The organism is Rhodococcus sp. IEGM1339, from assembly GCF_050321925.1.
Taxonomy (GTDB): Bacteria; Actinomycetota; Actinomycetes; order Mycobacteriales; family Mycobacteriaceae; genus Rhodococcus; species Rhodococcus pyridinivorans.
Window position 1 is genome coordinate 240,970 of sequence record NZ_JBNQFT010000003.1, and the last position, 12,160, is coordinate 253,129.

The 12,160-nt window shown below is 67.3% G+C and carries 12 protein-coding genes and 1 pseudogene; 5 read left to right on the forward strand and 8 right to left on the reverse strand.

What is annotated here, in order from left to right; translation table 11 throughout:
- The first annotated feature begins 13 nt into the window (after nucleotides 1–13).
- The 4 genes and pseudogenes from ACQR3U_RS05720 (at nucleotide 14) to ACQR3U_RS05735 (ending at nucleotide 2,947) form a co-directional block, all read left to right on the forward strand.
- Nucleotides 14–826: a class I SAM-dependent methyltransferase gene (locus tag ACQR3U_RS05720; protein ID WP_230809937.1), complete on the forward strand. Its 813-nt coding sequence runs from the start codon at nucleotides 14–16 to the stop codon at nucleotides 824–826.
- Complete coding sequence (locus ACQR3U_RS05725; RefSeq protein ID WP_006553595.1) at nucleotides 826–1,158, forward strand: hypothetical protein; 333 nt, start codon at nucleotides 826–828, stop codon at nucleotides 1,156–1,158. The genes ACQR3U_RS05720 and ACQR3U_RS05725 overlap by 1 nt, the downstream gene beginning before the upstream one ends.
- 126 nt (nucleotides 1,159–1,284) lie before the next feature.
- A pseudogene (locus tag ACQR3U_RS05730) lies at nucleotides 1,285–1,482 on the forward strand (2Fe-2S iron-sulfur cluster-binding protein); the annotation flags it as partial.
- A 28-nt stretch (nucleotides 1,483–1,510) separates the two neighbouring features.
- A complete protein-coding gene (locus ACQR3U_RS05735; RefSeq protein WP_033096151.1) occupies nucleotides 1,511–2,947 on the forward strand; it encodes a fatty acid desaturase family protein in 1,437 nt (478 codons plus the stop codon).
- 74 nt (nucleotides 2,948–3,021) lie between these two features.
- Here the strand turns inward: ACQR3U_RS05735 and atzF are convergent, their stop codons facing one another.
- The 8 genes from atzF to urtA all read right to left on the reverse strand — a co-directional run bounded on the left by atzF (nucleotide 3,022) and on the right by urtA (nucleotide 10,920).
- Nucleotides 3,022–4,746 carry an allophanate hydrolase gene (atzF, locus tag ACQR3U_RS05740; protein ID WP_050993574.1) on the reverse strand — a complete coding sequence of 575 codons (1,725 nt, stop codon included), beginning with the start codon at nucleotides 4,744–4,746 and terminating at the stop codon, nucleotides 3,022–3,024.
- Nucleotides 4,747–4,856: 110 nt separating this feature from the next.
- A complete protein-coding gene (locus ACQR3U_RS05745) occupies nucleotides 4,857–5,387 on the reverse strand; it encodes a carboxymuconolactone decarboxylase family protein (protein WP_024101778.1) in 531 nt (176 codons plus the stop codon).
- A gap of 54 nt (nucleotides 5,388–5,441) precedes the next feature.
- Complete coding sequence (locus tag ACQR3U_RS05750; protein ID WP_230809938.1) at nucleotides 5,442–6,128, reverse strand: GntR family transcriptional regulator; 687 nt, start codon at nucleotides 6,126–6,128, stop codon at nucleotides 5,442–5,444.
- Entirely contained in the window at nucleotides 6,128–6,820 is a 693-nt protein-coding gene (gene urtE, locus ACQR3U_RS05755; protein WP_064852239.1) for an urea ABC transporter ATP-binding subunit UrtE, read from the reverse strand. Before urtE ends, ACQR3U_RS05750 begins: the two co-directional genes overlap by 1 nt.
- Nucleotides 6,820–7,602 (reverse strand): urea ABC transporter ATP-binding protein UrtD, encoded by a 783-nt coding sequence (gene urtD, locus ACQR3U_RS05760; RefSeq protein WP_024101775.1) that lies wholly within the window; start codon nucleotides 7,600–7,602, stop codon nucleotides 6,820–6,822. Before urtD ends, urtE begins: the two co-directional genes overlap by 1 nt.
- The gene (urtC, locus tag ACQR3U_RS05765) at nucleotides 7,599–8,735 is read right to left on the reverse strand and encodes an urea ABC transporter permease subunit UrtC (RefSeq protein ID WP_230809939.1); all 1,137 of its coding nucleotides are present in this window, start codon (nucleotides 8,733–8,735) and stop codon (nucleotides 7,599–7,601) included. Before urtC ends, urtD begins: the two co-directional genes overlap by 4 nt.
- Nucleotides 8,735–9,619 (reverse strand): urea ABC transporter permease subunit UrtB, encoded by an 885-nt coding sequence (urtB, locus tag ACQR3U_RS05770; RefSeq protein ID WP_006553586.1) that lies wholly within the window; start codon nucleotides 9,617–9,619, stop codon nucleotides 8,735–8,737. Before urtB ends, urtC begins: the two co-directional genes overlap by 1 nt.
- A 26-nt stretch (nucleotides 9,620–9,645) precedes the next feature.
- Nucleotides 9,646–10,920 (reverse strand): urea ABC transporter substrate-binding protein, encoded by a 1,275-nt coding sequence (gene urtA / locus ACQR3U_RS05775; protein WP_230809940.1) that lies wholly within the window; start codon nucleotides 10,918–10,920, stop codon nucleotides 9,646–9,648.
- A 332-nt stretch (nucleotides 10,921–11,252) separates the two neighbouring features.
- Here urtA and ACQR3U_RS05780 point away from each other — a divergent pair, with 332 nt between their 5' ends.
- Nucleotides 11,253–12,146, forward strand: a complete 894-nt coding sequence (locus ACQR3U_RS05780) for a type IV toxin-antitoxin system AbiEi family antitoxin domain-containing protein (RefSeq protein WP_230809941.1) — start codon at nucleotides 11,253–11,255, stop codon at nucleotides 12,144–12,146.
- The last annotated feature ends 14 nt before the right edge of the window (nucleotides 12,147–12,160 follow it).

Genomic DNA, 12,160 nt, shown 5'->3' on the forward strand with positions numbered 1-12,160 from the left:
AGGAGTGCAGAACATGGCGGACAAGCACGCATCGGAAGACGCTCTCCCCCTTGCGGGTAGGGACACCGCCCACCTGCCGGGACACTGGCTGCTCGCCCGCCTGGGCAAGCGTGTGCTGCGGCCCGGCGGTAAGGAACTGACGGCACGCGTGCTCGCCGACGCGAGGTTGCGTGGCGCGGACGTCGTCGAGTTCGCGCCCGGCCTCGGCCGGACGGCGCAGGAGATCCTCGCGTACTCGCCCGGCAGCTACACCGGAATCGAATCCGACGAGACGGCAGCCGAACTGACGCGCAAGGCCATCGCCGGCGGAGGCAGTGTGGTCAGCGGCGAGGCGTCGAAGACCGGACTCGACGACGAGGTCGCCGACGTCGTGGTCGGCGAGGCGATGCTGACCATGCAGACCGACAGGCACAAGGCGGAGATCGTGCAGGAGGCCCGCCGGGTGCTCCGTGTGGGCGGCCGGTACGCCATCCACGAACTCGCGATCGAACCCGACGAGGTCGATGACGAGGTCAAGACCGAGATCCGCACGTCGCTCGCGCGCTCGATCAAGGTCAACGCCCGCCCGCTCACCGCGGCGGAATGGCGGACCCTGTTCGAGGAGAACGGATTCGAGGTCGAGAAGATCGGCTTCGCTCCCATGGCGCTGCTCGAACCCAAGCGCATCCTCGCCGACGAGGGCCTGCCCGGCACCCTGAAGTTCGTTCGCAACGTCCTTCGCGACTCCGACGCCCGCAGCCGGGTGCTCCAGATGCGGTCGACGTTCACGAAGTACAAGAAGCATCTGGTCGCGATCGAGATCGTCGCCACGAAGAAGGAAGCGTGATGAGTACACAGCAGGTCGAGGGCAAGCTCACCCGTATCGAGGGGCTCGCGGAGCTCAACGCGGGTGAGGGGAGCGGGCCACGCATCGAGAAGCTCGCGGCGGTCACCGGTGCCACCGTGGTACGTCTGTCCTTCGTCGCCGGGCAGACGATGGACGACCACAAGGCCGGCGCTCCGATCCTCGTGCAGGCCGTCACCGGCGACATCTCGTTCAGCACCGCCGACGAGACCGTGTCGCTCGTACCGGGTACCGCCGTCCACGTCGACGCCGGCATCGTGCACCGCCTCGTCGCGAACGCCGATTCCGTGGTGCAGCTGACGATCCTGCGCTGAGCTGTCACCGATCCCACATCGGCGACGAATGTGCACGTGAGGTGTGCGCGCCCGCGTAGTGTTGCGCCATGGCGGAACGCGGCGCTCGCCCACACGTGCACCCGGTTCGGAGATGGTTGCTGCGAACCCATCCTGGTCGCAGGCGAGAACGCCGGCCTGAAGTTGCCATACGGCTGCCGTATCGGCATCTGCCACACGTGCGTCGGAACGCTGAAATCCGGGCAACTCCGGGACCTGCGGACCGACGAGGTGAGCGAGCCCACCGGGGCTGCGGTGCGTACCTGTATCCACACCGCGGAGGGTGACATCGAAATAGAACTGTGAAGCAACCGGCTTCGAAGCAGGGGGCGTCGTGACGAGAAGCATCGACAGGACCGACACCGGGACACGGGAACCACAGAGTCCGCTCGCGCATCTGAGCGACGACGATCTCGAGCAGATCGCCGAGGAGTTCGACGCCATCCACGACGAGGTGTACTCGAGTCTCGGCGACAAGGACCGGCAGTACATCAAGAACGTCATCGCCACGCAACGGCAGTTGGTCGTCGCGGGGCGGTTACTGCTCTTCGCGTCGTCGTACAAGCCCGCCTGGGTGGCCGGGACAGCCTGTCTCGGAGTGGCGAAGATCCTCGAGAACATGGAGATCGGCCACAACGTCATGCACGGCCAGTGGGACTGGATGAACGATCCGGACATCCACTCGTCGGTGTGGGACTGGGACACCGCCTCCACCGCGGAGGCGTGGAAGCACTCGCACAACTACATCCACCACACGTTCACGAACATCCGCGGCCTCGACAAGGATCTCGGCTACGAGATCATGCGGATCGACCCGCACCAGAAGTGGCACCCCGTCTACCTGGCGCAACCTCTCTACAACGCGCTGCTCACCGTGCTCTTCGAATGGGGTGTGGCGCTGCACGACCTCGACCTCGAGGCGTTGTGGGCCGGCGAGAAGTCGACCGGTCAGGTGATCGAGGAGCTGAAGGGCATCTTCGGCAAGGCCCGCGCGCAGTTCGTCAAGGACTACGTCGGCTGGCCGCTGGTGAGCGCCGCGCTGTTCGGTCTCGCGCAGGTCGCGCTGCAGGGCCGGTTGCCCCAGCCGAAGACCTCGCGTCTGGGCCGGCGACTGCGGTCGATGAGCAAGGGACCGATGGGCAAGGGCCGGTCCGGAAAGTTTCGTACCGCAGCCCATCTCGCCGACCGGTATCTGCCCGGTGTCGAGAAGACCTTCCTCGCGACGGTTCTCGCCGACATCACGGCCAACATCATCCGCAACGTGTGGGCGCACGCGATCATCTTCTGCGGGCACTTCCCGGACCAGACCTATACCTTCTCGAAGAAGGAGGTCGAGAACGAGTCGCGTGGAGGGTGGTACGTGCGGCAACTCGTCGGCGCCGCGAACATCGAAGGCACCCCGCTGTTCCACATCCTCAGCGGCAATCTCGGCTACCAGGTGGAGCATCACCTGTTCCCCGACATGCCGAGCACCCGTTACGCGGAGGTCGCGCCGAAGGTCAAGGACATCTGCGAGCGTTACGAACTGCCCTACAACTCGGGGCGATTGGGCAAGCAGTGGTTCATGGTGCACCGCACCATCGCCCGGCTCGCCTTCCCGGGCGGCAAGCCCCGTCCGAAGCCCGGACCGTATCGTCGTTCGCAGGACCCCACCGGCGGTCCCGTTCCCAGCGAGGCCGCACGGTTCCGCGACCGTCTGCCCGCCGACCATCCCGACGCCGGACCAGAACACGAGGGCGGCGGCGTGAAGGTCGATCCGCCACCCCGCTGATCACGTCGTCCGGTGTGCAGTTGTCGTCGACGATGCGCGAATTCGCCGATGAGAACTGCACTCCGGAGCCGGGGTCAGGACGCCCGGTATGCCTTCCAGCCGCCGAACTCGGTGATGTCCACCGCGTCGGCGGCTGCGTCCTGCGTGCAGCCGAAGCCGACGACCCACCGTCCGTCCGCCAGTTCGACACTCGTCAACGTCATCGGGGCGGGCAGCGCGGCGAGGAACCGACCCAGTCCGGCCTCCGACAACCGGAACAGTTCACCGACGATGGCGGCGCCCTCGCCCGGTGCGTGACGCACCAGGCCCGGCTTCGGCGGCGTCGTGTTCAACGCGGCGAGGCGGTACGCGTCGGAGGTGTACACCTCCTCGACGAAGCGCGCCCCGAGTTCCTCGAGCTGGAAGTGCAGCGGCTGACCGCGCAGGTGCGCTCCGAAGACCGCGAGTTCGACGCCGGACTCGACCACACGCGGTGCGTCCACACCGTTCAGCGCGGCCGCGACGTCCACGGCCACCTGGTCGCCGAAGGCCGGGACCACGACCATGACCCCGAACGGCTCACCGGCCGGTGTCGGCGCACCGGGCACCGCCACCGCCGTCATGTCCAGCAGGTTGCAGAAGTTGGTGTAGGTGCCCATCCGCCGATTGATGGCGATCGGATCGGCCTGCACCGCGGCGATCGTCGGGTGTTCCGTCGTCGTCGGGAGCAGCAACCCGTCGAACCCGGCGAGCAGTTCACGCGCGAACGCCTTCACGTGGATGAGGGTGTCGAGATCCTCGACGAGTTCGTAGGCGGCAGGCTTCTTCGCGCCGGCGACGATCGCGGCGACCGTGGGATCGGCACCCTCCGGTGCCGTCGACAGGAACTCGCCGACGGCCGCGTAGCGCTGGGCCACCACGGCACCGTCGTAGAGAAGCAGGGCAGCATCGAGCAGCGGTGAGATGACCACCTCCGCGATCTCGATGCCGGATTCGCGTGCCGCGGTCACCGTGCGGGCGAAGGCGTCGCGGTACTCCTCACACAACGCTTCGAGATCCTCGGCGCGCGGCACCGCGACGCGCAGAGTGTTCGGCGCGGCGAGTCGTACATCCGCGGGCCAGGTCCTGCTGCGCGGGTCGCGGGGTTCGGGTCCGGCCATGATCCGGACCGCGGTCGCCGCGAGGTCGAGCGACGTCGCGAAGACCGTGAGGCAGTCGTAGTCGACGCAGGCCGGGACCACGCCGTGCGCCGGGATGACGCCGAGAGTGGCCTTGATGCCGACGATTCCGTGCAGCGCGGCGGGTACCCGTCCCGAACCGGCCGTGTCGGTGCCCAGCCCGATGTCGGCGATGCCGAGCGCCACCGCGGCCGCCGAACCGGAACTCGAACCGCCCGAGACCTTCTCGGGATCCCACGCGCACCGCACCGCCCCGTACGGGCTGCGGGTGCCGACGAGACCGGTGGCGAACTGGTCGAGGTTGGTCTTACCCAGCACGACGGCGCCGGCGGCGACCAGACGCTCGACACCCGAAGCGGTTTCCTCCGGGACGTACGCGAACTCGGGACATGCCGCAGTGGTCGGGATTCCCGCCACGTCCACGTTGTCCTTGACCGCCACGACCAGACCGGCGAAGGGAAGGGACTCACCGGCGGCGACCCGTGCGTCCACTTCGGCGGCGTCGGCGAGAAGATCGTCGGCGCTGCGCAGCGTGATCCACACCTCGGGTCGATCCACCTCGTCGATGCGGCCCAGTGCGGCACGAACCCGATCGGTGGCGGACACCCTCACCGGGGAGACGGGCGCCGCAGCTGTATACATCTTTGTGGACATGGCTGTATACGCTATGGACCAGCAATGACGCTGCTGTGACGTTGTGTAACAGCCTTGTTAGGGATCGCGCCGAACCGATGCCGGCCGGTGCGGACGGATCAGAAGTCGCGTTCGATCCGCAGCACACCGATGGTTGTGGCAAGGGCGTCGTACTGCGTGACCAGCAGACAGAACTCGATGAGCCTGCGGTCGTCGTAGAACTGCGCGAGCGACGCCCACGTCTCGTCGGACAGATTCTTCGTCGCCACGAGTTCGTCGACGGCGGCGAGAAGAGCGCAGTGCCTCGCCTGCCAGCCGGGAGCGTCGGGTCCGGCGACGATACGCTCGCGCACCTCGTCGGTGATGCCGGCACGGCGACCCAGGCGGGTGTGGTGGTCGAATTCGTAACCGCACTCGCGCAGATGCGCGACGCGCAGGATGACCATCTCCGATTCGAACCGGCCGAGACGGCCGAACGGCATGAGCATGCCGGCGTAGTGCAACCACCCGCGGAACAGCCGTCCGGTGCGGCCGAGGGTGCTGAACAGGTGGGCGTCCGAGGTGCCGCCGGCGGCGGACAGGGCCTTCCATGTCACCCAGTTGATCGGGCCGAGTTCCTTGAAACGTCCGGGCGGGATGCGGGGTGTCATGAGCGCCAGTGTGCCGCACCGGACCCGTCCGGTCACGTGACACGACCGGAAGTGTCAGTCTCGGACGGCCCGGGCCATCCGCGCGAAGGCGCGTGCCTCCTCGGCCCGGCGCACGACCACCGATCGCGAGGTGTCGATGTGGGCGAGCAGCAGGTCGTGGGCGTCGTCGAGCTTGTCGGCGAGAACCAGCTCGGCGACCTCGATGTGCTCGTCGACGGTCGTGACGATGCGGTCGGGGGTCAGATAGTCGAACATCCGCACCGGGCGCACCTTGGCGTTCACCGAGGCCAGCGCGTCGCACAGGGCACGGTTGCCGGAGGCGGCGAGCAACGTCATGTGGAAGCGCTCGTCGAGCGTGACGAAGCCGGCGTCGGGCTCGGGCGGATCCTCGCGGATCTCATACCAGCGGTCGAGCTCGGGACCGAGGACGTCGGGATCGTGCCGCACCGACTCGCCGTCGAGTGCGCGGCGAATCCCGCGCAGCTCCAGGGTGGTCCGCAGTTCGTACAGGTCCGCGAGGTCGTCGAAGCGCGGACGGTAGGGGTACAACCCCTGGTCGCGGCGTTCGACGAGCCCGTCGGAGACCAGTCGCGCGAGGGCCTCGCGTACCGGCGTGCGCGACACCTCGTACTGTTCGGCGAGGCGTTCTTCACTGAGTCGTTCGTCAGGGGAGGAGGTCCCGGACATCAGACGATCGCGCAGGGCCTTGTAGACCCACTCGCGCCGTGTGTCGGCGGCCATCAGATCGCCATCGCCGCACGGACGGTGGAGGCGGCGTCGACACCACCGTCACCCGTCGAGGTGATGCGCCCGGATTCGAGGACGTAGTAGTGCAGGGCGTTGTCGAGGGCGAAACCGATGTGCTGTTCGACGAGCAGCACCCCGAGGTCGCCGCTGCGGCCGAGTTCGACGATGGTGTTCTCGATCTCGGTGACCACCGACGGCTGGATGCCTTCGGTGGGCTCGTCGAGGATGAGCATGCGCGGCTCGGTGATCAGCGCGCGGGCGATGGCGAGTTGCTGGCGCTGACCGCCGGAGAGCAGGCCGGCGCGGCGGTCGAGTAGCGGGACGAGGGCGGGGAACAGGTCGAGCATGTCGGTGACCAACTGACGGCCGTTGCGGCGCGTGTCGGCGACGACCTGCAGGTTTTCCCGGCAGGTGAGCTGGCCGAAGGACTGTTGCCCCTGCGGGACGTAGGCCAGGCCGCGGGCGACGCGGGCAGATGGTCGCAGCGAGGTGATGTCGTCACCGTCGAAGAGGATCTTTCCCTTGGTGACGGGCAGCAGGCCGACGGCGGCGCGCAGCAGTGTGGTCTTGCCGGCACCGTTGTGGCCCATGACCGCGACGGTCTTGCCGGTCGGCACGGTCAGGGAGATGCCGTGCAGGATCTCGGTGCGACCGTAACCGGCGCGGACGTCGACGAGTTCGAGCATCATGCCTCCTGAGCAGCGGTGGCGGTCCCGAGGTAGACCTGCTGGACCTGCGGGTCGTTCTGGACCTGGTCGACGGTGCCGTCGGCGATGACCTTGCCGCGGGCGAGGACGGTGACGGAGGTGGCGAAGGCGCGCATGAAGTCCATGTCGTGCTCGACGACGACCACCGTGCGCTGCGCGCCGATGCGGCGCAGCAGCTGCCCGGTCTCCTCGCGTTCGTCACCGCTCATTCCGGCGACGGGTTCGTCGAGGAGCAGCACGTCGGCGTTCTGCACCAGCAGCATGCCGATCTCGAGCCACTGCTTCTGCCCGTGGGCGAGGATGCCCGCGGGGGTGTCGCGGTGGGCGGTCAGGCCGATCGTCTCGAGTGTTTCCTCGATCTCGGGCAGAACGTTGTTGCGGCGGCGCAGCAACTGCCACGGGGAGCGGCTCGCGCCGGCGGCGATGTCGAGGTTCTGCAGAACGGACAGTTCCTCGAAGACCGAGGCGGTCTGGAAGGTGCGGCCGACACCGAGGCGCGCGATCTTGTGGGTCTTCTTGCCGAGCAGTTCGACGCCGGATTTGGTGATCGAGCCGGTCGCTGGGACCAGGCCGGTGACGGCGTCGACGAGGGTGGTCTTGCCGGCGCCGTTGGGGCCGATGAGGAACCGCAGGTCGCCTTGGAGGAGGGTGAGGTCGACGCCGTCGACGGCGGTGAAGCCGTCGAAGGTGACACGCAGGTCGCGGATCTCGAGGTAGTCGCTGCTCATTCCGGCGTTGCCGCCGTAGACGGGTTTGCTCATCGCACGGGCTCCATCTCGGGAAGGTCGGCGGGCTCGGGTTCGGTCGGGGGTGTGGGTTCGGTCGGGGTGGTGCGGCGGCGCCGGCGGAGCAGGGTGATGACTCCGGCGAGGCCGGCGGGGAAGAAGCCGACGACGACGATGAACAGCAGGCCCTGCGCGTAGGTCCAGGCCGACGGGAAGTTCTCCGACAGGGTGGTCTGTGCCCACGCCACGCCCACCGCGCCGAGGACCGGGCCGAGCAGGGTGGTGCGTCCGCCGATGGCGACACCGATGAGGAACGCAATCGACGGGACGATGCCGACGTCGGCGGGGGAGATGATGCCGACGATGGGCACGAACATCGCCCCGGCGATGCCGGCGAAGAAGGCCGCGACGGTGTAGGCGGCCACCTTGATCAGGGCGGGGTCGTAGCCCAGGAAGCGGACCCGCTCCTCCTGGTCGCGCACGGCGACGAGCAGTTCGCCGTAGCGGGACTGCATGAGCTGGCGGGTCGCGGCGACGACGAGCAGCAGGATCGCGGCGACGATGAAGAACAGCATCCGCTTGTTGACCGGATCGGACAGGTCGTAGCCGAAGAAGGTGCGGAAACGGTTGAGGCCGTTGGATCCTCCGGTGGACTGCTGGCCGATGAGCAGGATCGCGAAGGCGGCGGCCAGTGCCTGGGAGAGGATGGCGAAGTAGGCGCCCTTGACGCGGCGGGCGAACACACCGAAGCCGAGCAGGGCGGCGAGCAGGGCCGGCACGATCAGGATCGCCAGCAGCGTGACGGCGGGGGAGGCGAACGGGGTCCAGTAGGCGGGTAGTTCCCGGATGCCCGCGATCTGCATGAAGTCCGGGACGGTGTCGCCGCGGAGCTGCGCGTCGGAGATCTTCAAGTGCATGGCCATGATGTAGGCGCCGAGGCCGAAGAAGACACCCTGGCCGAGGGTGAGCATGCCACCGCGACCCCAGGCCAGGCCGATGCCGACGGCGACGATCGCGAAGCACAGGAACTTGCCGAGCAGGCCGAGACGGAAATCGGAGAGCAGCGCGGGGGCGAGACCGAACAGGACGATCGCGGCGATCGCGAATCCCCCTGCTGTGCGTACGGGTCCGGGTCGGGTGAAGGTGCGGGTCGAGAAGGTCGCGGGCATCAGACCAGGCTCCTCGTCTTGACGGCGAACAGGCCCTGCGGACGGACCTGCAGAAAGATCACGATGAGCACGAACACGATGACCTTCGCGATCGACGCGGTCGTGGAGTACTCGATGAACGAATTGAGCAGGCCCAGTGCGACGGCCGCGAGCACGGCGCCCTCGATGCGGCCGAGACCGCCGATGACGACCACGAGGAAGGCGTCGATGAGGTACGACTGGCCGATGGTCGGGCTGGTCGAGCCGATGAGTGTCAGGGCCACACCGGCGAGGCCGGCCAGGCCCGAGCCGAGGAAGAAGGTCGTGATGTCGGTGCGGCGCGACGAGATGCCCACCGTCTCGGCGAGATCGCGGTTCTGCACCACGGCCCGGATCCGTCGTCCCATCGGGGTGTACTTCATCGACGCGATCAGGGCGACCACGCAGACCACGGCGAGGGCGAGGATGAACAGGCGGGTCTTCGGGACCACCGCCCCGAAGATCTCCACACCACCGGAGAGCCAGGACGGTGCGACGACGTTGACGGCGGGGGCGCCGAAGATGTCGCGGGCGGCCTGCTGCAGCAGCAGGCCCACACCGAAGGTCACCAGCAGGGTGTCGAGTGGGCGGTGGTACATGCGGCGGATGAGGGTGACCTCGAGGATCACACCCATCACGCCGCCCACCAGGAAGCCGACGAGCAGGGAGACGAACAGGGACATCCCGGCCGAGGAGATCACCTGCTGCACGACGAAGGCGGTGTAGCTGCCGGCCATGATGAATTCGCCGTGGGCCATGTTGATCACGCCCATCTGGCCGAACGTCAGCGACAGCCCCAGTGCTGCCAGCAACAGGATCGATCCGATACTCAATCCTGTGAAGAGCTGTCCTACAAGGACATCCATGTCGTCTCCCTCTTCGGCTTCCGTGCTCAGTTACCGGACAGGCCCGACGCCCAGTCGTAGGACTCGAGGTACGGGTCGGGCTCGATGGCGCCGTCGGACTCCCAGACGGTGTAGATCAGGCCGTCGCCGCGGATCTCACCGACGCGAGCGGTCTTGGTGATGTGGTGGTTGTCGCCATCGATCGTGACGGTGCCCTCGGGGGCGTCGAAGGTCACGCCGTCGGCGGCTTCGACGACGTCGTCGACCTCGAAGGACTCGGCCTTCTCGACGGTGTTCTTCCACAGGTAGACCGAGGTGTAAGCGGCCTCCATGGGATCGGAGGTCGGCTTGTTCGCGCCGTACTTCGCCTTGTACGCCTCGACGAACGAGGTGTTCTCGGGGGAGTCGACGGTCTGGTAGTAGTTCCACGCGGTGAGCTGGCCCTCGATGTTCTGTGCGCCAATGCCGCCCACCTCCTCTTCGGCGATGGACACCGACACGACCGGCATGTCCTTCGCGTTGAGGCCGGCGTTGGTGTACTCGCGGAAGAACGCGACGTTGGAGTCGCCGTTGAGTGTGTTGAACACCGCGTCGGCGTCGGCGGTGCGCACCTTGTTGACGATGGTGGAGAAGTCGGTGGAGCCGAGCGGGGTGTAGTCCTCACCCTTGATCTCGATGTCGTTGGCCTCGGCGTACGCCTTGATGATGCGGTTGGCGGTCTGCGGGAAGACGTAGTCGCTACCGACGAGGTAGAGCGACTTCACGCCCTGTTCCTTCAGGTAGTCCAGGGCCGGCACGATCTGCTGGTTGGTGGTCGCGCCGGTGTAGAAGATGTTCGATGACGACTCGAGGCCCTCGTACTGGACGGGGTAGTACAGCAGCGCGTTGCGGTCCTCGAAGACCGGCAGCATCGCCTTGCGACTCGACGATGTCCAGCCACCGAACACCGCTGCGACGCAGTCGGATCCGATGAGCTTTTCGGCCTTCTCCGCGAACACCGTCGGCTCGGATGCGCCGTCCTCGGAGACGATCTCGATCTTCTTGCCGAGCACACCGCCGTCGGCGTTGATCTCCTCGACGGCCAGCGCGATCGAGTCGCGGACGGTGACCTCGGAGATCGCCATCGTGCCCGACAGGGAGTTGAGCGAGCCGACCTTGACGGTGTCGCCCGAGGTGTCGACGCACGACGCAGCACCGGAGCCGGTCGTGCTGCCCTCGTCACCTGCGCGGCTTCCGCAGGCGGACAACACGAGTCCGACTGCGACGAGTGCCGCGGGGGCCGCGATGGCGCGGGTGGCGAGCCTGGACCTGACAACAGACATGTAGAGCCCTTCCTTCGAAGGTGTGGCCGGAGAGGACCCCGGTGTATCCGGGAGGCGTATACAGCGCTGTATCCGTGAGGCCACACAGTAGAAGGGAGTTGTTGCGCGGGAATATCTTCCGGTCACGGTCTCGTGACACAGATTTCGTGGGCGTTACAAAGTGCGCACAAGCATCAGCTACGACCTTCGCTATCCGCTACGGCAATCGCTGCGGCGGATAGCTGACGGTGTAGCGAACTGTTTGTCCACAGGTGGCGAGATCATCCACAGGCGACGCGAATACCGGTGTTCGCACCGCGTCTGCACCACGACGATCGGGCACGGTTGTCCGCATGCGACCGACACCTTTCCTGCGGACCACCGCTCTCGCTTCCGGGATGACCGACTCCGAGATCCGTCGTGCGGTACGCGCCGGTGAACTCGAGCGACTCGAACCCGGCGTCTACCTCCACCGCGACGACTCCCTCGACGAACTCGATCGCTATCGCGTGCGCGTGCGATCCGTCGGGGCAGTGCTCGCGCCCGGCACGGTGATCAGCCACGAGTCCGCCGCCGTCCTGCACGGGCTCGCCCTGTGGAAGCCGGATCTCACGCGGGTCCACGTCACCCGCGGCAGATCGGGTGGTGGTCGGAGGAACGCGAACCGTCACCTGCACGTCGCCCCTCTGCGTCCTCACGACCTGTCGGAGGTCGCGGGCATAGCGTGCACCTCGCTCGCCCGGACCGTCGTGGATCTCGCCTGCACACTCGACTTCGACGAAGCCGTGATCGCGGGTGATTGTGCTGCGGCTCGTGATGCCGAGTTCGGCTCCGCGTTGCTCTGTTGTCTCGACGAGTCCGGGCCGCGTAGGGGTATCGCCGCGGCGCGACGCGTGGCTGCATTTCTCGACGGTCGCAGCGAGAGTCCGGGAGAATCGCTGAGTCGCATGCGGATGCATCAGGCCGGCATGCCCGCACCGACGCTCCAGAAGGAGATACGAACACCCGACGGGCAGTTCGTCGCCCGGGTCGACTTCCTCTGGGAGGACGAAGGAGTCGTCGGTGAGTTCGACGGGATGGGCAAGTACGACGAGGGAGGCGTCGAGGCCCTACGGAACGAGAAGCGACGGGAGGACGCCCTGCGCGACCTCGGCTTCGAAGTGGTCAGGTGGACGTGGCCCGAACTGTCCCGGTTCGACGTCGTCCTCGCTCGCTTCGACCGTGCCGTCGCCCGTGCGTGGCGGTAACCGCTACCGTCCCA